At 60.2% G+C, this 21,879-nt stretch carries 18 protein-coding genes and 1 pseudogene; 7 read left to right on the top strand and 12 right to left on the bottom strand.

Translation table 11 applies throughout. The features are described 5' to 3' along the window. Positions 1 to 92 precede the first annotated feature (92 nt). Positions 93 to 1,212: pseudogene (locus HG800_RS20650) on the top strand (IS3 family transposase). A gap of 283 nt (positions 1,213 to 1,495) precedes the next feature. On the opposite strand, the gene HG800_RS20655 reads toward HG800_RS20650, so the two are convergent. The 9 genes from HG800_RS20655 to HG800_RS20695 form a co-directional block, all read right to left on the bottom strand. Continuing rightward, entirely contained in the window at positions 1,496 to 2,128 is a 633-nt protein-coding gene (locus HG800_RS20655; protein WP_169979024.1) for a sulfotransferase family 2 domain-containing protein, read from the bottom strand. Between the two features lie 27 nt (positions 2,129 to 2,155). Further along, positions 2,156 to 3,454 carry an ABC transporter ATP-binding protein gene (locus tag HG800_RS20660; RefSeq protein ID WP_169979026.1) on the bottom strand — a complete coding sequence of 433 codons (1,299 nt, stop codon included), beginning with the start codon at positions 3,452 to 3,454 and terminating at the stop codon, positions 2,156 to 2,158. A gap of 29 nt (positions 3,455 to 3,483) precedes the next feature. Further along, positions 3,484 to 4,791, bottom strand: coding sequence for an O-antigen ligase family protein (locus tag HG800_RS20665; protein ID WP_169979028.1), 1,308 nt, complete (start codon positions 4,789 to 4,791; stop codon positions 3,484 to 3,486). Between the two features lie 30 nt (positions 4,792 to 4,821). After that, positions 4,822 to 5,715, bottom strand: a complete 894-nt coding sequence (locus HG800_RS20670) for an ABC transporter permease (protein WP_169979030.1) — start codon at positions 5,713 to 5,715, stop codon at positions 4,822 to 4,824. 80 nt (positions 5,716 to 5,795) lie between these two features. Further along, positions 5,796 to 7,055, bottom strand: a complete 1,260-nt coding sequence (locus tag HG800_RS20675; protein WP_169979033.1) for a TIGR03087 family PEP-CTERM/XrtA system glycosyltransferase — start codon at positions 7,053 to 7,055, stop codon at positions 5,796 to 5,798. A 42-nt stretch (positions 7,056 to 7,097) separates the two neighbouring features. After that, entirely contained in the window at positions 7,098 to 7,862 is a 765-nt protein-coding gene (locus tag HG800_RS20680; RefSeq protein WP_169979035.1) for a sugar transferase, read from the bottom strand. A gap of 103 nt (positions 7,863 to 7,965) precedes the next feature. Next, positions 7,966 to 8,619: an exosortase-associated EpsI family protein gene (locus HG800_RS20685; RefSeq protein WP_169979037.1), complete on the bottom strand. Its 654-nt coding sequence runs from the start codon at positions 8,617 to 8,619 to the stop codon at positions 7,966 to 7,968. A gap of 35 nt (positions 8,620 to 8,654) precedes the next feature. Beyond that, complete coding sequence (locus tag HG800_RS20690) at positions 8,655 to 10,844, bottom strand: polysaccharide biosynthesis tyrosine autokinase (protein WP_169979039.1); 2,190 nt, start codon at positions 10,842 to 10,844, stop codon at positions 8,655 to 8,657. 136 nt (positions 10,845 to 10,980) lie between these two features. Then, a complete protein-coding gene (locus HG800_RS20695) occupies positions 10,981 to 11,991 on the bottom strand; it encodes an exosortase/archaeosortase family protein (RefSeq protein WP_169979041.1) in 1,011 nt (336 codons plus the stop codon). A gap of 1,050 nt (positions 11,992 to 13,041) precedes the next feature. Between HG800_RS20695 and HG800_RS20700 the strand changes: the two genes are divergently transcribed. From HG800_RS20700 to HG800_RS20710, 3 genes are all read left to right on the top strand, one after another. Next, positions 13,042 to 13,497, top strand: a complete 456-nt coding sequence (locus HG800_RS20700; RefSeq protein ID WP_169979043.1) for a hypothetical protein — start codon at positions 13,042 to 13,044, stop codon at positions 13,495 to 13,497. Between the two features lie 142 nt (positions 13,498 to 13,639). Beyond that, the gene (locus HG800_RS20705; protein ID WP_169979045.1) at positions 13,640 to 14,821 is read left to right on the top strand and encodes a haloacid dehalogenase-like hydrolase; all 1,182 of its coding nucleotides are present in this window, start codon (positions 13,640 to 13,642) and stop codon (positions 14,819 to 14,821) included. Between the two features lie 619 nt (positions 14,822 to 15,440). Beyond that, complete coding sequence (locus HG800_RS20710) at positions 15,441 to 16,877, top strand: replication initiator protein A (RefSeq protein WP_169979047.1); 1,437 nt, start codon at positions 15,441 to 15,443, stop codon at positions 16,875 to 16,877. Between the two features lie 132 nt (positions 16,878 to 17,009). Here the strand turns inward: HG800_RS20710 and HG800_RS20715 are convergent, their stop codons facing one another. The 3 genes from HG800_RS20715 to HG800_RS20725 all read right to left on the bottom strand — a co-directional run bounded on the left by HG800_RS20715 (position 17,010) and on the right by HG800_RS20725 (position 18,800). After that, positions 17,010 to 17,405, bottom strand: coding sequence for an HNH endonuclease (locus tag HG800_RS20715; RefSeq protein ID WP_169979049.1), 396 nt, complete (start codon positions 17,403 to 17,405; stop codon positions 17,010 to 17,012). 6 nt (positions 17,406 to 17,411) lie between these two features. Beyond that, entirely contained in the window at positions 17,412 to 17,702 is a 291-nt protein-coding gene (locus HG800_RS20720; RefSeq protein ID WP_169979051.1) for a hypothetical protein, read from the bottom strand. Positions 17,703 to 17,831: 129 nt separating this feature from the next. Further along, on the bottom strand, positions 17,832 to 18,800 hold the full coding sequence (locus tag HG800_RS20725; protein ID WP_169979053.1) for an SDR family oxidoreductase: 969 nt from the start codon (positions 18,798 to 18,800) through the stop codon (positions 17,832 to 17,834). A gap of 701 nt (positions 18,801 to 19,501) precedes the next feature. Between HG800_RS20725 and HG800_RS20730 the strand changes: the two genes are divergently transcribed. The 3 genes from HG800_RS20730 (at position 19,502) to HG800_RS20740 (ending at position 21,876) form a co-directional block, all read left to right on the top strand. After that, positions 19,502 to 20,344, top strand: a complete 843-nt coding sequence (locus HG800_RS20730) for a ParA family protein (RefSeq protein WP_169979054.1) — start codon at positions 19,502 to 19,504, stop codon at positions 20,342 to 20,344. Then, on the top strand, positions 20,344 to 21,435 hold the full coding sequence (locus HG800_RS20735; protein ID WP_169979055.1) for a ParB/RepB/Spo0J family partition protein: 1,092 nt from the start codon (positions 20,344 to 20,346) through the stop codon (positions 21,433 to 21,435). The genes HG800_RS20730 and HG800_RS20735 overlap by 1 nt, the downstream gene beginning before the upstream one ends. A 150-nt stretch (positions 21,436 to 21,585) precedes the next feature. Beyond that, on the top strand, positions 21,586 to 21,876 hold the full coding sequence (locus tag HG800_RS20740; RefSeq protein ID WP_206352377.1) for a MerR family DNA-binding transcriptional regulator: 291 nt from the start codon (positions 21,586 to 21,588) through the stop codon (positions 21,874 to 21,876). Positions 21,877 to 21,879: the final 3 nt, after the last annotated feature.

The following is a 21,879-nucleotide window of genomic DNA, read 5'->3' on the forward strand; positions in this document are numbered from 1 at the left end:
TCAGCTCCAATTCGGCCCACTGCTTATAGTAGACCCCAGATTTCGGACCACTCGATAAGTTTTCCTTGAGAGGAACTGATCGAGGACAAACCATGGAACGAATCCGCAAGCGGCACTCACCGGCCTTCAAGGCCAAGGTCGCCCTGCAGGCCGCCAAGCAGGAGGCCACGATCGCCGAAGTGGCCCGGGAGCATCAGGTCCATCCGGTGCAGATCAGCCAGTGGAAGAACCAACTGCTCGACGGTGTCGAGGACCTCTTCGCCGGGGGATCGAGCCAACGAACCCCCGATCCCAAGGCCCTGCAGGGGGAACTCTACGAGCAGATCGGCCGGCTCCAGACGGAGCTGGCCTGGGTGAAAAAACTGGCCTCTGACGTCGCCACGCGGCGGGCCTGAATCGAACCGAAGCATCCGCACCTGAGCATCCGTTGCCAGTGCGAACTGCTGGGCCTGAACCGGTCAAGCTACTACGCCGAACCCGCCCGCGAGTCGGCCACGAACCTGCGACTGATGCGGCTGATCGACGAGCAATCGCTCAGGACACCGTTCTTCGGCAGCCGTCGCAGACGGCCTAGCTGGCCAAGCAGGGGGAGCGAGTCAACCGCAAGCGCGTCGGGCGACTGATGGCCCGGATGAGCCTGGAGGCGATCTTCCCCGGTCCACGCACCAGTACGCGAGACCCGGACCACCTAGTCTACCCGTATCTGCTCCGAGGGTTGACGATCGACCGTCGCGATCTGGTCTAGTCCACTGATATCACGTACATCCGGCTGGATCAAGGCTTCATGTCTCTAACGGCGGTGATCGACTGGTACAGCCAGTATGTGCTCTGCTAGCGGCTGTCGAACACGCTCGACGGCCGGTTCTGCCAGGAGGCGTTGGAGGAAGCCCTGAGCGGCGGTCGGCCCGCGATCTTCAACACCGATCAGGGGGTCCAGTTCACGGCATGTTCATCCACGAGCCGCCTGCAAGACCACGGGGTGGCGGTGAGCATGGACGGCCGGGGACGTGCCCTGGACAACGTGTTCATCGAGCGGCTGTGGCGGTCGCTGAAATACGAGGAGGCATACATCAAGTCGCATCAGAACGTGAGAGAACTCGAAGACGGCCTTGGGGGGTGTTCGCGTTCTACAACCACGAACGGCCCCACCAGAGCCTGGCCTACCGGACCCCCGCCGAGGTCTGCCACAGTGCCAGGCCGATTAGGCCATGAGCGGGAATGCCTGGTCAGAGCATAACGTCAAATCCGGCCCGAGTGGTCTGGACAATGGGGTCCACTTCAGAGAGTCCCGTCGTCAACGACGATCGGTTCCCAGTCCGTCCACCGCTGCTGGGCAATGGCCTCGAAGACCTGCGGCAAGAACGCGATCCGGTTTTACGTCGGCAGGATGACACCGCCCACCGATCGCCCGCCAACACCAAACTCTCTAACATGTTTATTTCAAATAAAACTGTTTTGATATATGTTTCTGATTCATTATTTCTTCAATTAGCTACTAGATCATATAGAATTTCGATTTAACTTCGTTGTAAATTTCGAAATCCTTCTCATAGTACAGCTCAACGAGTCTCTTTAATTTGTCGTTATAATGCTCTTCTGCATTTGCGATCTTTGCCTGATGGTCCCGTGAAATCTCGCATCGTATCCCTGTCTGACGATAAACAACATCCAACCCCCTCGCCAGCAGTTCTTGACACCCAACAAAATCAACCAACACCCGACCTCGGTGATCCAATAAAAACACCGACTGCGGCTTAATATGACGAGCATGATCTCGACACAGCCACACCTTTAATTCTTTAGGGATACACCTGGTTACGAACCAATCGAAATTGCCCATCTTAGCATACCCATTAAAATACACAGATAAAGTCCTTGCAAATGGATTTCTTACAATTGAAAACTTGTAATACTCATCGAATGTTTTTTTCCCGATATATTTTTTGATTTCTTTCGCTGCAAGGTGTTGCAAAAATCTTCTTCCATCGAATCCAAATAATATATCTCTGGCGAGCTGGTTTCCTCCGGAATTGTCTAATCCACAAATTCCTAGACTTTTTTCAATGCTTGTTCCCGCAGTCCTTGGTATATGGACAAACACGATTTTCCTTGCATGACAAACGGGCATTTTGGCAACCTCCGACGATGAATTTGATCAAGTTATTTCATTACAATTGACAACTTTCCATTTCCCACGCACAAGAAACTGCGCTTGACCTTGCTTCGGCATGAATCCCGTCCCAAAATAGTCCGTTTCTTCGACATGAATAGTGATTGCCCGGTCGAGATGATCGATTCGACCAGCCCCAGGAATCGAACAAACGAACGAAAGATTATACATTCCTGGTATCAATGGAACTTCTGGCACATGGCATTCGACAACTCCACGATTTGTCGCACCATTTAAGTTCCCGTGCTGTTGAAGTGACTGGAGAAAGAGTAGACGTTGACCAACCGCAGAATCGACGAAGATACCAAACCGAGGTTCGGGAAGTGATTCCTGAGTTTCATAGTGAATCCGAATTGTCATCGACGATCCGATCGGCAAATATTCGATGTTGTCGCCGTTCGCTCCAAGCACTTCAACAAGGCGTATCACTTCACGGGATCCTGGCACTCGACATAATGAAAGGTTAGCGGCTCCATTTATACCACCAAGTGATTTAAGATACGTTTCCACGACTGTTCGACAGTCGCCCTGATCAACCAGTTCTCCTTGTCGCAAGTAAACTCCTCGATTACAAAGGTTCTGTACCATCGCCATATTGTGACTAACGAACAAAATCGTGCGTCCTGAATTGGCCACATCGTTCATCTTTCCGAGGCACTTGCGTTGGAACTCCGAGTCACCAACGGCAAGGACCTCGTCGACAATCATGATCTCCGGCTCCAGGTGTGCCGCCACGGCGAAGGCCAGTCGGACGATCATACCACTGGAATATCGTTTGACGGGGGTATCGAGGAACTCCTCGACTCCGGAAAACTCGACGATCTCGTCGAATTTTCGGTCGATTTCCCCCCGCTCCATTCCCAGGATGCTCCCATTTAGATAGATATTTTCTCGTCCCGTGAGCTCTTGGTGGAACCCCGTCCCTACCTCGAGCAAGCTGCCGATCCTACCCCGGAACTCAGCCTGTCCGGAGGTCGGCTCGGTAATCCGGCTGAGGATCTTCAACAGAGTCGACTTCCCCGCCCCGTTACGCCCAATGATGCCGACGACCTCGCCGGGCTGGACCTCAAAGGAGATGTCCTTTAGGGCCCAAAAGTGGTTGCGACCAAGTTCCTCACCATCTTCGCTGGCAGCAGATTCCCGACCCGAGAGCTCTCGCAAACGTTTCCAGGGGGCGGCCACCGCGTTTGTGAGGGATTCGCGCAGGGTCCGGTACTCGCCGGTCGGTCGGGCGCCGATGCGGTAGCTCTTCGACAGGTTCTCAACGCGGATGGCGGGTTTCATCGGTCCAGATCGACTCTCTCGTTCCGGGTTCAGGTGGTCACATCGACTTCGTCGGCTTCTGATGGCGCCTCGGAGATGTACGGGGCACCTTCTTCGTCCCAGCGATGCAGCGAGACCAGCTTCAAGACACCCGCGCCGATGATCGCGACATAAAAGGGCGGCTCGACTCCGGTCGAGGGCAGGAACTGGGCTGCGATGATGAAACCGGTAAGAGAAGCGATCACCATCCGGGCTAAGCCCGCATACCAGGGATCAGGGACGAAGGCTCCGGTTCGGGTGTAGGGCCAGAGCCGGACGATACAGAGTCCATAGAAGCTAAGGATGAACAGCATGGCGGGTGCGCCCAGCTCAGCTCCATAAAGGACCCAGGTGGTATGGGCCATCTTGCCTTCGGTGAAGCCAAACTCATGGGCATACAACGTGAAGTGGGCGGGGCCAATGCCGGTCAGCGGATCACTGACCATCGCATCAATACACGCCTTCCAATGATCGATCCGGCTCTTGGCGGATTCATCGAGGTTCTCGTCACCCACGAAGATCGTCGCGAATTCTTCCTGGACCGAAGGCCCGGCGAGCCCCAGGACAATCAGGATGCTCAGGAAAAAGACTCCATAATGGATCGGCCGCTTAGGGATGATGAGGAAGCTCACCAAGCCGACCACAGCCAGGGCGAGCATGCCCCCTCGTGACATCGAGAACAAGACAACGTGGGCCATCAGCGGCATCATTCCGAAGGCGAGCAGCTTCTGCCATCGAACCTTCGACTCCAGCCCCAGGAAGAAGGCCATGGCTGTGCCGATCACCATATAGAGCGCGATAAAGTTATTGTCCCCCGCCCCTCCGAAATTCCATTCATTGGGATTGATTTGGCCTTGATAGTATTGCTGGTTGAACTCGAGTGCGAGGTAGCCCAGACAAATCGCCATGACCCAGGTGACTTGCTTCAGCTTCTCGAGCGAGTCGATCAGGGTGATTGCCGCCAGACAGGGCAAGAGGACCTTTGACAATGGTTCGACCATGAATCGCCAGGCATGGTCCGGATTGGAGCACGCTGATCCTGCGATCACCAGGCAAACCCAGAAGCCGAGCATCGCCGTCACGACCCCCTTGGCCCGCCCGAATGACCACGACCCGAAGCCATGGAGGGTCCATCCCATGAGCAATCCCAGCGCCACGACCAGACTGTATCGCCCCCCTTGCGGCAGGGAGTGGGCCCAAAGGTAATCGGGCCTGAGGATGGCGAACGCGATATAAACAAGCAATCCGATGAAAGGCTTGAACAGCGAGGTCGCCGCTCCACCGTAGGTCAGTAGCAAGGTGAAGATCAGGCCCTTCATCGATGCGAATCCCTTGCCAAGAGATGGGCCTCAGATAATATCCGCAAAGCTCCGCTCAACCCTTCGGAAGTAAAGGCATCCGACCACCAGGAAGATCAGGCTCACCGCGCCGGAGACGGCCAGGGAGTAGAAATCGAAATTGCCTCCCAGCACGGCAACTCGGAAGTTGGCGATCAGGCCGTAGGCGGGATTCAGGGGGAGCACAAGGTGGCTGAGCGAGCCGAGCTCGGAATCGGCCTGCAAATAGATGCTCGGGGTGGCGAACATCCAGAGCTGGACCATGAAGGGAACAACGTAGCGAAAGTCGCGGTAGGCCACCGTCAAGGCGGACAGCAGTGTTCCCACGCCGAGAGCGGCGATCATGAGGCCGAGGAACAACAGAGGGACCAGCAGGATGTTCCAGCCAGGCAGCATGCCGAAGCACAGCATGGCGAGGAGGACCAGGCCGAAGCTGATCACGAAGTCCACGGCCCCTGCCCCGACGGCTCCCATGGGAATAAAGAGACGGGGGAAGTAGACCTTCGTGACGAGGTTCTGATTGCCGACCACGCTCTGACCTGCGGTGCTCATGGCATTGGAGAAAAACGTCCAGGGAACCAGGCCCGCCAGGACGAAGAGGGGATACGGGATGCCGGAGGAGGCCTCGGCGGCAACTCGCCCGAGGAAGAGGCTAAAGACGACCATCGTGGCCAGGGGCTGGATGATCGCCCAGGCCGCGCCGAGCACCGTTTGCTTGTAGCGGACCTTGACATCGCGCCAGGTCAGGAAGTAGAGCAACTCGCGGTAACGCCAGAGTTCGGCGAAATCGACAATCTGCCAACCAGGCCGCCGCGTGATGACCGTGACGGGGGGTTCGTGCTCGGGTTCTACGGAGGCGTGGGTCGGCAGATCGTTCTCTCGTAGAAGCTCAGTCGTCGTGCTCACAACTCCTCCGGTCCGATGCTCGGCGTCGCTCAATCAAGTGTCCTGGGATGAATGGCTGTCCGTGATTGCCGTCGTGACGCTCACAACCGCGATGCTACGTCACTCGGATCCAGGAGTGTGGAGAACGCATTGAGGCAATGCTCCCAGCGATGCGTCTCCTCCACATAACGACGGCCGGCGGCGCCGAGTGACTGGCGACAATCCTCGCGGGAGAGCAAGCGGCTCAGATGCTCGGTCCACTGCGCGGGGGTCGCGGCTTCGAGCAGATGCGTTCCCGGTTCCACCGCCAAGCCATCGATCGCCTGGGAAGACGCCACCACGGGCTTGCTCATGGCCATTGCTTCCAGAACCTTGTTTTGCACCCCTCGAGCCATGAGCAACGGTGCCACCACGACGGCGCTTCGAGCGAGGTGCGGACGAACATCCGGGACAGAGCCGATGAGCTCGACTCCTGGAATCTCGGCGAGTCGCACCACCTCAGCTCCGGGATTACGACCCACGAGCGCGAGACGGGCTGCGGGATGTCGTCGCAAGACGCTGGGCCAGACCTCCCGGCAGAACCAGCGGATGCCGTCGATATTCGGACGGTAATCCAGGGCCCCCACGAAGACACATCGGGAGGGGTCCGATGGTTCAGAAGAGGGCTGGAAATACGAGAGATCGACCCCGTTGGTGACGGCTAGGACAGCACCGTCGCCTTCGGGCTGCAGTCGCCGATAGAGGGCAGCTTCGGCTTCGCTAACCAGCGTGACGGCCCGGGCCCAGCGCGGGAGGGAACGCTCCAGGCGGCGGACACGATCCCCTTCCAGTCGATAGAGCCATGCGCGAACGCCTCGCCCCGCCTCGGCGTAGTCGAGCCATTTTTGACTGTCGACATCGACCAGATCGACGATCGCCGGAACGTCTCGGAATTCTGGGAGTCGAAGGTAAGGCGCGACGCTCGAGGCGGATGCCAGAACGGCTTGAAATCGTGTTTGGCGGCCCCAATCGCGGAGAACTGTTCGTAACTGGGTCGAGGCGAATGCCCCCTCTGAGGCGGTCCGACCGCTGAGCATTGACAATGCGATCTGAGCGCGACGCGTCCAGCGACCAAGAGGGACGATCGCGACGCGATGACAGAGATGTTCTAGCGCCTTGGTAGTTGAGGCAGTAACCGGTTCATCGGCAAGCGTCGCGAGATGAACACGAGAGTGTCGGGCAAGAAATCGGAGCAGGTGATAGTTGCGGATGCGATCCCCCTTGTCCGGGGGATACGGCACCCGATGCGTCACATAGAGGAGTGCTGGAGCATGCTGGGCGGTTTCGGGGACTGCGGGTGTTGATTCCACGTGGAGCGTCACGTCATGCAATCCCCAATTACGGGTACCCACACCATCCCTTGATCAGGCCGGATGGGGCTCCGGGGTAGACTCGACGAGCCCCCGATAGGAACGCTCGGCGATCTCCTGGCTGGGAACCCGGAGCAGGGTCTTCGAGACCCAGAACGGAACGCCCGCCAGATAATTGGCCGTTCCCAGCAGGATTCCCAGATCCATGGCAAGGCTGACATGCTGGATGTAGTACAGATCACAGGCAAGCTTGCGGCGAACACTCTCAAGATCGGTGTCCGGCGGCAGTTGGACCTGAGCAAGGCCGGTCAGACCAGGGCGGACCAGAAGACGCTGGCCATAATGGGGGATCACCTCCTCCAGCGTGGCCACGATTTCGGGGCGTTCCGGCCGAGGCCCAACCAGGCTCATCTCACCGCGGAAGACGTTCCAGATCTGGGGTAACTCGTCGATCTTGAGTTTTCGGAGATAGACCCCGATCGGAGTGACCCGGACATCGCCGCGGACATCGCTCCAACGCGGGCCGGTTTCGTCCTCGCAGCGGTCATACATGGTTCGAATCTTGTAGATCGTGAACGGACGACCGCCCTGGCCAAGACGGGTTTGCGTATAAATCACCGGGCCGCGCGAGGTCAGGCGAACGCCCAGCATCGCCACGAGCATGATCGGAATCGCCGGAATCAGCAGAAGAAGCGTCAGCACAACATCGAGCAGTCGCCGAAACACCTGATACCATCCCGCAGACGGGACCTGGATCGTGTCGAATTCCGAGGATCGGATCTCGAAGACATTGCTCTTCTGGGCATCATCGTTTTTCATCAACATCCCTCCGAAGCCTGCTGGGCACAGGGGTTTTATTCTAGGATTCGAGTCTCAACTCATATTAGCGGCACGAACACGCACACTAGAAGCTATCAGGTCATTATGATTTCTCCTGATCAAAAAGCGCTGCGTCAACGACAGGAATGAGCTCTTTCATGAATTCCATTCGTTGGCTCGCTTGCTCGCTGCCGTCTTCATCGGCCGACGCATCTCGCACCACATAGAGCTTGTAAAGATGCCGTTGGGGAGCATAGGCGAGGCGAGGGTTCTCGGGGGCCTGCCAACCGTCACCGGCATTCCAGGCCCAGCAAATTTCGAGGCGCTCGGGAACGGCCGCCTGCTCCTTGACGAACAGATTCCGCCAGAAGTTCGCCGTCTGGTTCGCGCCGAGCTCGAGTTGTTCCGTCAGGTTGGCCGATTCGGCGTGAAACCCTGCCCCTCCGTAGCACCATTCGGGGGTATGCGCGGCGATCGGACCGGGTCGACCGCAGACGAGCATCACCGTGTAGGTCTGGCCCGCGGCATTCGCGTAGCGACGGACGACATAGCCGGCAATTTCACCAATCTGGACTGCCTGAGGATCGAGTTCGAAGTCGTACGCCTGCCATGAGCCGATCGTTTGATCGATTCCCTGGAGCCGATCCACCGCCTGCTGGAGCTCTTGCGAGGCTCCCCAGCGACCACTCAGATCGCCATGAGCCCAACCGGCCAGTACGATGAGGATCACTGCAATTGGGAACGCGAGGAAACGCATGACGGACTCCCAGAGGCGACTCAATCGGAGCATGCTCATCCTGCCGAGGCAGCGCCCTGGCTTGTGGTCGAGCCTGACGCACCTGAGCCGTAGCTGTAGGAATACGCATATTGAGACCCGTACAGGTCTCCCTGGACTCCCGTCATCACTGCGCCGAAGATCGGAATGCCCACCGATCGGAGTCTATCGACGGCGGCCTGGACCTTGGGAACGCGGCTCGCACTACGAAGGACCGAGTAGATCGCTCCATCGACGTTCTGACCCACCAGCAGGGCGTCGGCCACGGGTATAACGGGGGCGGTATCGACGACCACGAAGTCGAACTGCTCACGGAGCTGGCGGAAAACCGCCTCGGCCCTGGGTTGGGAGAGGGCCTGGATGGACCGCTCATCCACCGCGCCGGCGGGCATGATCCAGAGATCGACCGCCGGCGAGGGGTGAATGGCGGCCTCAACATCGGCTTCTCCTCGCAGGAACTCACTCAGGCCGGGTGCCTCGGCAATGTCGAAGAGCCGATGGACATCGGGCTTCCGCAAATCACAGTCGACCAGCAAGGTCCGGCGACCGGCCCGGGCCAGGCTTGTGGCCAGGTGGCTGGCCAGTGAGGTCTTCCCTTCGGCCGCTACGGCGCTGGTGATCATGACCGATCGGACCGAGTCGGTCGCCGACGCCCGCAGCAACAGGGTCCGCATGGCGTCGACCGACTCCAGCAACATGCTCCGCCACCGCGTGCTCGACTCTTCTTCAGCAAATGCGGCTTGTCGTCGGCGTGCCGGCAAGGCTGGCAGGGCTCCAACCAACCGGAGCTGCAGTTCGCCCATGATCGCGTCAACCGTGTGAATCCGACGGGTGCGGTATTCGAGGAAAGCGACCCCGAGTAAGGCCATCCCAAAGGCACCCATCCCGGCCATCCCGGCCATTTTCGGTCGTTTATCGTCCTGAAGCCGAGGGTTCTCCGCCTTCTCGGCCAGGCGCACGCGCTCCGGAGCGTTCAGTTCGACATTGAGAGCTTCGACCTCACTCCCAATCCGAGTGGCCTTCGCGTCGATCTGTTCCAGCTCATCCCGGACCTGGTCGAGCATCCAGGTATCCTGGTTGATTTGCTGCCGTTCGACATTCATCCCCTCGACGCGTGTGCGGGCCAGATGCTCCAGTTCCTCGAGCACACGTAGTTGTTCCTTCATGACGTTCACGTCATTGTGACCAGCGGTTGAGCCAACGGACTGGGACTGCTGGGCAAGCTGCATGCGGAGCTGGGTCGCGTATTCCTCCCGTGCCTCCTGAAGCCTGGAGATGTCTTGTTCAAGACGGCGGATGGCCGGATCACTCGGCCGACGAATCAGCCGTTGTTGTTGCTGAAGCCGATCCACCCGACTGGCAATTTCAGCATCGTACTGGGCGATTGTGGGATTTTCTGCCACCTGAGCCTCGATCGGCAGGCTGGACCCATGACGTGCCATCGGTTTCGATCCGGAGGGTGATTCCTCGCGAACCGCGATTTGTATCCGGAGACGCTCGATCTCCCGACCGAGAGTGGCAAGGTCTTGCAGCGCGAGTTCGCGACGTTCCAGCAGCAATTGTTCCGAGAACTGAATCGTCTCGCGGTCGTTCGAACCGAGCTGTTCTGACAGAGCCTTGAGCTCCTTGCGCTTGCTTTCGAGCCGCTTCTGATAGTCGGTGTAAATATCCTTCAGTTGCTCGTGATGAGCCCGGCGTTCCGTTTCGGTTTTGTTCAAATGTTCGCGGAGATAGGCATCGCTCACCGCATTGACCAGCACCGCCACTTCATTGGGATTGGGTCCGGTCATGGCGATCCGGAGCACTTCACCCTTGTAATTTGCCTGGATTTTCTCTTCGAGCCAGGCAATCGGGTCGGGATATCGCTCATCGAGCTGTAACGGGGTCACCGACTCATCATTCAGGGCGGCATTGAGTATTGTGTGGCTCTTGAGCAAGGTCAATTCGGTCTGCTGATAGGTTGCAAAATTCGCCTGCGCCTCGCCGGTTTCGAAGATGATGTGCGGTTGCTGTCCCGCCACGAGCAAGAGCGCCTGGGCCGAATATTCCGGAGCCGGCAGGATCTTCAGGCAGGCCCCGGCGGCCGCGGCGGCAAAGACAACACCGAGCGTCACCGCCAAGACCCAGCGGTGACGCAACGCCTTGAGCAGGTCCAGGGCATTGGGCATCCCGGTCGACGCCGGTGCCACCGGTCGGCTCGGTCGCATCCCCCGCTCAGCCAAGTTCTGAGAACGCAGGGCGGGGGCATCGGATTTCGGCCGGGGGGCCGGGATCGCGGGTGGGCGGTCGTCCGGCATGGTCATCGAATTCCCTCTCTCATCAACGTTCGTCGAACTTGCTCACTCATGAGGTCGGATGATCGCGCCGGCTGGCGTTGGTGATAATCGGGGCCAGTGGCGGGGGTCGGCGTTCCTTACGTGCCTCGGCCGAGGTGCGCGTCGCAGGACCGACCTCGACCGGAGCAAGCCGCCCCCGCTGGCTATCAGCGGGGTGATCCTCGACAAAGGCGTGGGAGAGAAACCAGAGTTCCACTCCCAGCAAGAGCAACGCCAGCGGGATCATAAGGAAGCCGGCCAGGTCGTGATACACGAAGCTGGACAGCTCCTCGCCAACCGTCTCGCTCAGGATACCGGTCACGGTGATGCGAGCCACGTTGACAATCAGGGCGATCGGTACCGCACTGGCAATGATCACGAGTTTGTCGAGCCAGGGCCTGTCGATCAGGATTGCCACGCCCGTCGACAGCGCGAAGAAGAGGAGCATCATGCTCAGGCCGCTGCACGCCTCGGCCACTCCGAGGGTCGACTGCGTCATGCGGATGATGTTGCCTTCCCCCACGGCCGGAAAGCCGACGGTTTGCAAGACAAACGTGCTCGCGATCGTGGCCAGCCGTTGCAATGGCCAACCAAGGGCCATCTCCAGGCGGAACGGCAGTGGCACCATGAAGAGCAAGAACGCCACTGCGGGCCACGACCATCGCAGGGCCTTCAGGCCACCCACAAGGGCGAATCCACCGGCGATGGTCACTATCAAGGACACCGCATCGAGCCAGTCGTTGTACGCATACCCGGCGGCGATCTTCAATCCGGCTCCTAGCCCAATCAGCGGGACTCCCAGCCAGCTCATGCGGAGCTCGCCCTCCTTGATCCGGTCGCGACGCAACCAGAGGAGCACCGCGGCGAAGGCGGGCACCAGATAGCCATGGGCGTAGCGCGGGTCATAGGTCCACCGGTCGACCATGATGGTCAGGATCGGCAAGTAGGCCCAGACCAACGCCGCACTGATCCCCAGGACGGTAAGGAGTGGCACAACCGTCGAGGAGCGGATGGGAAGACTCGTCGTCCTCGATTCCATGGTGTCGTGAAACTCCCTGGATTTACGCGGTTCCTGGTTCAACGCTGGCGGCATTCCCAAGGTTGTCTGAGTTTCGCGTCATCAGGGCACACTTCGTGCCCGTGGGTTGCGCGGCGATCACCGGCCCCATTGAAGGCGCACCATGACCGTGTCACCGAGACGGTCACAGCCTTAGCTTAGGCCATGATGTCTCTTTCCCTGTGATTCATACAGCGATCATCGCTGCAGTTGCGTTGCTAGAGAGCACTCAATGCAATGGGCCGACATCAATTCGACCGTGTTCAATACCTTTACCCGTACTCAACTCGACCGTACTCAACACCAGGGAAAACGTTGGGGGCTCTACTCAAATAGTCCGATGGTTTGCCATTGTGACGCCCCGCAGACCACCACGTCAACAACCAATATCTCATTTCCATAAATAGGTTTTATTATGACGTCGATTCCGCCAAACAGCCGCCAACTAATTCCACACAGTACCACCATCAATCTCGCCATTCTCCACGTCATCCAGGGAAAAAGTTGTCTTTCTCACAAAACATGAAACAGAAATATCATTAAACATTGAATACAATGATTCCCTTGAACTACGCCATCGATTTCCGTGTCGCCCATGACCATTTTCCTCATGAAACGCATGATGCAATCATCGTCACGACCCATCTTGAGGTACTCGCAATTCGCGAAGTTTTGAAAACGAGAAATTCAGGCGCTGCTTTTCATGACAACCTCTGATACGCTTTGTTATCCTAAAAAAAATTGGGGAAATGATGGCAAGCGGTCAGGTGGCGCTCGAAATTTGGTCCCTGGGGTACGGAGTTGAGCAAGGTCTCTTGCCAATAACCAACGGGTGAATTGAGTCCCGTTCGTTCGGACACTCACCTCAAAACGGCTGTTTGCGTTCTAGACTTTCATGTTGACGAATTCGGAGTTGGTATCCATTCTGCCGCGAATCTCGCGTGTCCCCCCCCAAAGACCTCGGTTTCTACTGCGACGTGATGTCCCGTCGCAGGTCACCCATTCCGGTCAGGGTTTGCGAGGAACGACCTCATGCTCGACGAGAAGTCGCTGCGTCGCCCGGATTTCATGGAGGGGATTGCCCTTCGCCTGGCTGATGGTGGTTTTTGGACCGTACCCATGCCTCCCCAGGGCCTTTCGACATCAAAGCCTCTCACTGCGGCTCGAGGTCGCACCCTGGAATCCTTCGGTCCACGTTATCTTGCCCTACTTAACGCCGTGCGAGACGCTGAGGACGATACCGAGGTTCTTCGCTTCGAGCTGGCGTTGGCGATCTGCCTCCTCCGGCAGAACTATCAGCTCGATCCCTCGACCCTCGCAAGCTTGTTGAGCTTTACTCACAAAGATGATCTGACCCGGATGCAGCGCAGCATGTCTGAGGTTGCCTCAGCCCACCTTCGGGCTGTGCCGCCCCCTGAAGAACAGCCCCATCGTGCGTCTGAAGGTCGAGTGTTCCAGTCGTCGAGGGCCCGCGTATTTTCTACCTGAGCAGATTGCTTCAAGGGATCCGGCTGTCCCTGCGCGAAGCATCCTGGCTTTAAAACAAATCAACCGGTTCATTGCTCTTCCAGGGAAGAACAACGACGATGAGATCATCGGATTGTGATCGTCCTGGATCCGGAGCGCGATCGTGTCGGAGGTAGCCATCCCCGGAGATGATGGGCAAGGCAAGCCGTGCGTGCTGTTTGTCGACCTCGACGGAAGTCTTGTCACAACCGATTTGCTGTTCGAGCATGTGTTTGTCCTGATCAAGCAAAAACCCTGGTGCGCTCCCCTGCTCCTCTGGTGGCTGCGTCTTGGCAGGGCAGGTCTGAAGGACGAGGTGGCTCGTCGGGTGACCATTGATCCGACGACCTTGCCGTACAATGACGCCGTGTTGACGCAGATCCAGCAACTTCGAGACGACGGGACTCTCCTGGTCCTCGCCACCGCCGCCCCTCGGGCCTGGGCCGACGCGGTGGCAAACCACCTCGGACTTTTCGAGGCCGTGCTTGCGACCGAGCCGGGCCGCAATCTTAAGGGTTTGGGCAAGCTCAACGCCATCCGGGCCTTCTGTCGTGATCGTGGTCTGGTCCACCTCGATTACCTCGGCGATGCGGCTCCCGATATCGTCATCTGGAGCAATGCCCGCCGCGCGTATGTCGTCTCCCCCTCTCGCCAGCTCGTGCGACGGCTTCAAAAGCATCTCCCACCTTCAGTCGAGGTTTGTCTCCTCGGACCTTCGCGACGCCCTCTCCTCGCAGCCATCAATGCCTTGGAACCTGCAGGTTGGTTGAAAAACCTGCTGGTTTTCCTCCCCTGGGTCCTCTCCGGAAGGTGGAATGACCCTTCGGCCGCGGGTTCAGTAATCCTTGCGTTCCTGGCGATGGGTCTAGCAACCTCGAGCGTCGGAATTCTTCAAAGCCTGATGGAGCTGGCAACGGATCGATTGCACCCGATTCGACGCCAGCGCTCGTTTGCCTCAGGACAGCTCCCACTGACCTGGGGTCCCCCCATGATCGTCGGCCTGATGTCGGCTTCGCTCCTGCTCGCCGCCACGACCCTCCCGGTCACGACTCTGGCTGCCGTGATCGGCTTCGGATCGCTTGCAATGATGGCCGCGATCTTGATTCGGGAATCCTCTTCCCTGGGAATGCTCATCACCCTCCTTCTCGATTTCCTGCGGCTCCAGGTCGGCGCGTCGGCCCTTCACACCGAACCAACTGCCGCGATGATCATCATTGTCACCGCCTTGTCCTTAACGCTCTCCGGATTGCGAAGAGCTTCGCCACCGTCCCAGGCCACTCCCCACCATTCTCGCCCGGCGTCCTGACATCCGACTCCCGGGGGAGGAAGTCTCCCGATCTGCCCTGCCCCGACTTTCAGCCTTCCGGGGAACAAAGAGCCATCCTGGAGATCCGACCGTTGAGGGAGGAACTCCTCCCCTGATTCCCGCAGTGTGTCCGACCATCGGGGGAGGATTGTCCGACCTTCGAGGGAGGAGTTCAGCCGCGATCTGGTGACCTTTCGCAATGCATGTCCGACCTTTGAGGGAGCGATGACGACAGAAGATCCGACCCTTGAGGGAGGATTCCCAACGGGGGCCTCCTCGGCATTCTCCGACCATTGAGGGAGGGTAATCCGACCGTTGAGGGAGGATCCTCACGACCATTGAGGGAGGAATGTTTTAGGGACAACGACCAATGAGGGAGGACCTTCACGACCAATGAGGGAGGATTTCACGACCAACGGGGGAGGATTTCACGACCAACGGGGGAGGACTCTCCGACCATTGAGGGAGGGTTGTCCGACCATTGAGGGAGGAAATTTGCCATAAGTCATTGTGGCGTATAGGCTATTTTTCGGGTAACTCTTATAACTCTTTAACTGGTGTAACTGAGTAACTAGAAGTTGCTGTCTCCGAATTGATTCAGAGAAAAGGGGACCAGGCGATGCGCGACGAGGCGCCGAACGAGCAGATCGAGGCGGTGCTCCAGGACCGGGGAACCGGGGGGCGGGATGAGATGAACATCGCCGAGTTCCCGATCACGCTCTTGGCCGACCGCGCGCCGAGGGGTCAGCGTCGGATTGAATACTCCGACCGCATCTTCGACCCCGGGACCAATCGGGAAATCGATCGACGGCTGGTCATCAGTGCCCCGGAGGAATACGGCCTGCCGACGGCGATTGACGATGACGTGATCTTGGCGTTGATCCAGCTAACCCGGCGGCAGAACGGCTTCGCCAGACCGGAAGTGCATTTTACAAGGCTTCAGCTGATCGACCTGCTCGGATGGCCGGACAAAGGGCGAAGTTACGATCGGATCACCGCCTCGCTCGACCGATGGGCGAGTACCTATCTGAAGTATGAGAATGCCTGGTGGGACAACGAGGGGCGGCGCTGGACGAGCGGCGGCTTCCACATCATCGACAGCTACAAACTTGGCGACGGCCGGGCTCCCGGGGGGCGGGCCTCACGGTGCCGGGTGGTCTGGGGAAGGGAATTCTTCAAGAGTTGCCAGGCCGGTTATCTGAAGGGGCTCGATTACGATCTTTACATCCGGCTCACGAGTCACCCGGCGCGGCGGATGTACCGGTTCCTCGACAAGCGGTTCTATCACAAGTCGGAGTGGGAGTTTGAGCTCAAGGACTTCGCCTTCGAGCACGTCGGTCTGAGCCGGACTTACCGCGATGCCGGCAAGATCAAGGAGAAGCTCCGCCGGGGGATCGAGGAACTGGAACAGGTAGGCTTCTTGGAGCCCTTGCCGCCGGACGAGCGGTTTCTCAAGCAAGGGCGAAGGTGGCTCATCCGGATGGCTCGAGCCCGCGAAGAGGTAATCGCTGTCCCTCCCTCGGAGGTCGGAGCCGATCCGGTCGTTCAACTCTTGATCGACCGAGGCGTCTCAGCGGCAACGGCCGTCGACTTGGCCGAAAAGTACCCAGCCGAATCGATCGCCCGTCAGATGGAGGCGCTCGACTGGCTCGTGGCACGAGAGGACCGCCGCATTCGCCTCAGCCCGGCGGGCTACCTGGTCGAGGCGATCCGGAAGGATTACGCCCTGCCCCGAGGTTTCGCCACCCGGGCGGAGCGCGAGACGAAGCGTCGGGAGGCCGAGGACCTGTTCAGCCAGGCTCACCAGGACCGCCTCCGTGAGCGTGAGCGGGTCTCCCAAGAGCGAGCCGCCCGTCAGGCGATCGACGGCTACTGGGAGGCCCTGAGTCCCGACGATCGGGCCCAGATCGACGCCCAGGCCCTCGATGCGGCCGATCCCGAAGTGGCCGAGGCGTACCGGGCGATGACCCCCGCCTCGCTCCGGGCGGTCTTCTTCCGGGACAACATCCGAGAACCGTACTTGCGGACCCTACTGGCCGATCAGGTCACATCGTGACTACAGGTCCGAGAACAAATCCGGAGTTGGGTCCAGAGGTCCGACCTTCACGGGTTTCACTGAGCCAAGTTGAGCGTCATTGATCTTGGAACGAGGAGGGAAGACCGGTGCTGCTTGCCGTCGTGATGACGCTCAGAAGACCCCCGCTTCGATGAGGAGTCGCCGGAGCTCGACCCGATCTGAATGGTTTATCGCGAGCACTTGGAGCGTTGTCCGTCCCACGGCTGTTCTGGCGACAATGACTGGTCCTGCCCACGCGAAGTGCGAGCCCCACCGATTCCGGCGCGGGTGAAACAACGGGGTCAATTTCCGGCTCACCGGGTCGAGCCCCGCGATGTTTGGGCCTTTGTGGAAATTGCAGTGAGGGCAGCAGAGCGCCAGATTGTCCAGGGTTGTCTCGCCCCCGTGCTGCCGGGCGATGATGTGGTCGATGGGGAATGTGAATTCGGAGACGAAGGAGGGGAGCCGACAATATTCGCAGCGGTGCTTGGCTCGCTCCCTGACGTTCCGCTCGAGCGAAGCATTCATGAGGCATCAGGGCTCTTGCCCGGCCTGCTTTAGGGCGAGGATGGCCTTGGCCCTGAGCAGCGAGAGCACGGTGTCAGCCTGGATGTAAGACTCAAGTTCGTCCCGTTCCTCACGGGTGAGGTGTCCCTCCTGCTGCTTCTGGAGAAGGTCGAGCATGCGCTGTTTGTCCTGGTCGCGAATTTCCAGGCTGAGGAGGAATCGCGCGGCCTCGGGCGGGACCGGACCGCCCTTGGTTTCCAGGGCACGGCTCAGGATCGTAACGCCGGTCGGTTTTGCGGTCGCGGATGGAGGCTGCATCGTCGCTTCTCCCACAGAGGTGTTCGGTTCCATCCTACCACAGATCACCGCTCTTGCGGCCGAGATGAGGTCCGGCTTTCCCTGCCCTGGCCTGCTCTGCCTTGCCCTGCTCTGGCGGCAGTTGCCGTTTCAGCGGAGGCGTTGCGCCGTCGAGGTCATCCAGTCCACGGTTCTGCGAAGGCCTTCCTCAAAGTCGATGATGGGCGTGTAGCCAAGCCCCTCGCGAATGGCGGTCAGGTCGGCCTGAGAGTCGCGGACGTCACCTTCGCGAGCCGGGGCAAACTCAGGGCTGATGGCGGTGCCGAGGGCGGCGTTGAGGTCATCGACGAGTTCGCGCAGGCTGATGCGCCGTCCGGTGCCAACATTGTACACGGCTCCACCGAGCGGACGCTCCGATCGCAGGGCGAGCAGGTTGGCGTGCACGACGTTGGCGACAAAGGTGAAGTCTCGGGTCTGATGACCATCACCGTAAATCGTTGGGTTTCGTCCCTCGGCCAGGGCACGCGCGAAGAGGGAGATGACACCGCTGTACGGGCTCGACGGATCTTGTCGGGGGCCGAATACGTTGAAGTAGCGGAGGCTGACCGCGTCGAGGCCCATCGTTTTCGCGTAGACGCTGACATAGTGCTCGCCTGCGAGTTTCCCCGCGGCGTAGGGGCTTAAAGGGTGAGGGAACATCCCTTCGTGCTTCGGGAGGATCTCGGTGTCGCCGTAGGCGCTGCTGGAGGCGGCAAAGACCACCCGTCGCACCGTGCCGGACAGCCGGGAGGCCTCCAGCACGTTCAGGGTCGCCGTCGGGCCGCTCGCATGCGACAGGAGTGGTTCTCGGATGGATCGGGGAACGCTTGGGATCGCGGCCTGATGGAGGACCCCGTCAGCCCCTTCCACTGCTCGTCGGCAGATCTCGAAGTCGGCCAGATCACCTTCGATCCATTCGAAGGCGTCTTTCAGGTGCTCGAGATTTCCACGATGCCCGGTCACGAGGTTGTCGACGACCCGGACACGATCCCCTTCGGCCAGCAAGGCTTCGACCAGATGGGAGCCGATGAATCCGGCTCCCCCGGTGACCACGATCAGCTTTCCCGAGGGATGCGACATCGACTTGGCTCGCTTGTGTTCACAAAGGAGGGGGCATTGCGTTCACCGTGCCCTGCCGGCGTAGTGACAAACGACAACGGTACTCAATGATGAGGAGCGTTCCGAGGGGCCGCCACCCCTTTGGTGTGGCCTCCCGTTGCCAGGACGTAACGCGCGAGTCTTGGTCAGTGAACGGAACGGCCTGACGGGCGTGACTCCCCTGCTCTGTCTCCTGCGCCGGTGGTGCTGGTGATCTCAACCCGCAGTGAGGTGATCACCCGGTGATCACCTCCTCAAGTCCCTCGCATTTTGGATCCCCTCCAAGACGCAATTCCCCCCGAATGCTTTGCGGTCCTGGATCGCCCCGCCAGGGCGCGATCACCCGGTGATCGCACCCTGGGGGCGGATGGCGAGATCAAAAGGAAGGCAGGGTGATCACCCGGTGATCAGAAGGATCCAGGTTCGTGGTGAGATGGTCCAGGCCGCGTTCAAAACGCTTCACGCAGGACCAGAGTTCAAGGCGCGATCACCGGGTGATCAAGGCGCGTTCCGGTCACGATTGAGGGGCGGAGTTGGAGAACTGCCAGGGACCTGAGAGCAGCCGTCATTGGAAGATCGAACGGGGGTGATCACCGGGTGATCGCGCTTCCGGAGAAGGACTTCATGAGCGGCGCGGCGACGGTCGATACCAACTTCGGAAACCCGAGCAAGGGAAGGAGCGCATGATGGCCATTGTGGCGATGGTGAATCAGAAGGGGGGCGTGGGCAAGTCGAGCACCACGATGCATCTGGGAGGAGCCCTGGCCCGGCGAGGGCTCCGGGTCCTGGTGGTCGACAACGACGCCCAGGCGAGCCTGACCAAGGGCTTGCTCGGCGACGAGTCGGCGAGGTCTCTTGACCCGGTCACGACCGTCTATGCCCTGTACGCCGGCGTCCCGACCCCGGAAGACCTTCTTGTCCGGGCAACCGACTTCGACGGCCTGGCGCTGCTGGCCGGCTCTCCCGCGTCGATCAGCTTCAACGTGCCGGACCCGCACCTGATCGACCCTCGCGAACAGGCGGTCCTGCGCGACGCCCTGCGACCGATCGCCGAAGGGTTCGACGTGACCCTCATCGACTGCTGCCCGAACCTCCAGCGGGCGACCTGGTCGGCGCTGCTCGCCTCCGATGCGGCCCTGATCCCGACCATGCCCGAACTGTTCGGCGCACAGGGGCTGGCCGAGGTCCGCGACTGGGTCGCCCTGGTTGAGCAGACCTGGGGTCGGTCGCTTCCGGTTGCCGGGGTCTTGATCACCATGTTCAACGGCCGTCGGGCGATGCACCGGACCTTTGCCGAACTTCTGGCCGACGGATGCCCGGAGCTGTTCGAGGCGACCGTGCCCGAATCGGCCGACTTCCCGGAGGCAATCGCCGCCGGCAAGCCGATCCACTACCACAAGGCCCGGGGCGCGGCGGCCAAAGCCATCGACGCCGTGGCCAACGAACTGCTCACGAGGCTGGCCGATCTGGGCCTGAGGGCGGACACGGACGAGTCGGACGACCTTTCGAGCAAGGAGGCCGCCTGATGAGCGCCGAGCCGTCGAAGGCCGACAAGGCCAAGGAAAAGACTCTCGCGAAGTACGGGGCGTCGATGAAGTCGAGCCTCGGCTTTAATCGCACGCCCGGTACTCCAGCCGGTATGGCCCCGCCAAGCGGGGTTGTTGGCGCTCGGATGACAGGAGTCATCAACGACCGGGAGGCCGCGGTCATCGGGGTCGATCGGATCGTCTCCGATCCCGATCAGCCGCGTCGCGAGTTCGATGATGAGGCTCTCGATCGGTTGGCGGCCTCCCTCAAAGGTCGGGGACAGCTCCAGAACGTCGTCGTGTACTGGTCCGAGGATCTCGGGTCGTATGTCCTCGTCTCCGGAGAGCGCCGGTGGCGAGCCGCCCGGCGGGCAGGGCTGACGACCCTGCGGTGCAAGATTCTCGACCGCAAGCCGGACGACTCGGATCGCCTGTCGATCCAGCTCGTCGAGAACTGCGTCCGGGAAGACCTGCGACCCGTCGAGCAGGCCGCAGCCTTCCGAGCCTTGATGGAGGCCAACGGCTGGAGCACCCGGCAACTGGCCGACGCCCTGAACATGGCCCAGGCAAAGGTCGTCTACGCGCTTGGCTTGCTCGACCTGCCGGAGGACCTCCGCGATCGCGTCGACCAGGGGGAACTCGCTCCTCGAACTGCCTACGAGATCGGCCGCCTTGACCGTCCCGAAGACCAGCGAGCCCTGGCCGATCGGGTCGCCCTTGAAGGCCTGACCCGCGACGAGGTCGCCGCCGAGGTTCGAACTTCGCGCGATGCGGCCGACGACGCGACAGGACGTCAGACCTCTCGCAAGGCCGGGACCAGGAGCAAGGGCAGGGGGGGGGCGGCCTCCGGTTCCAGGGGCAAGGCGTCCGTCCGACTCCCGACGACGAAGGTCTTTCGCGTCCCCGGGGGGAGCAAACTGACGATCGAGAAGGCCCGGGGGCTCGACGCTGAGAGCTACCGCGCCGCGGCTCGATTGCTGCTCGAACATGCCGATCGGCTCGATCCCCCCAGCAAGGCCACCGCGCTGGCGGCGGGCTCAGCGGCCCAGCCCCAGTCCCTTGCTGAGTCTCAGCCCGACGTGGCGGCCTGAGCTTCGCCTCTCGGCTCCCTCGATGCTGAGGGGGCCGTAAGGCTCGGCGGGAAGAAGACGAAAACACGACCGAACAGAGTGCAGCTTCTCGCCCAAATGACCACGCTGGCCCCCCACCTCCGTGAGCGGGATCCGACGAATAACACCGCGATGACGCAGCCGGTTGACGCCAAACCAGGCAGCGGTTACGTTCCAAGCGTTTCCAGGGTTGCGTCCATGCGTGATCGCTCAGGCTTTCTTCCGCTCGGCGAGTACCTCACCAACAAGGATGCGGCTCGTTTCCTCCAGGTCACTCCCAGGACGCTGCGCAACTGGGACCGAGCCGAGACGCTCACGCCGAGGCGGTATCCGATCAACGGTTACCGCCTTTCTCGTCGCGAGGATCTGAAAGCCTTGCTCGAACAGGTTGACCGGGGCAGCGGGCCTTCTCGCGCTCGTTGATGG

The organism is Tautonia rosea (genome assembly GCF_012958305.1).
GTDB classification, from domain to species: Bacteria; Planctomycetota; Planctomycetia; order Isosphaerales; family Isosphaeraceae; genus Tautonia; species Tautonia rosea.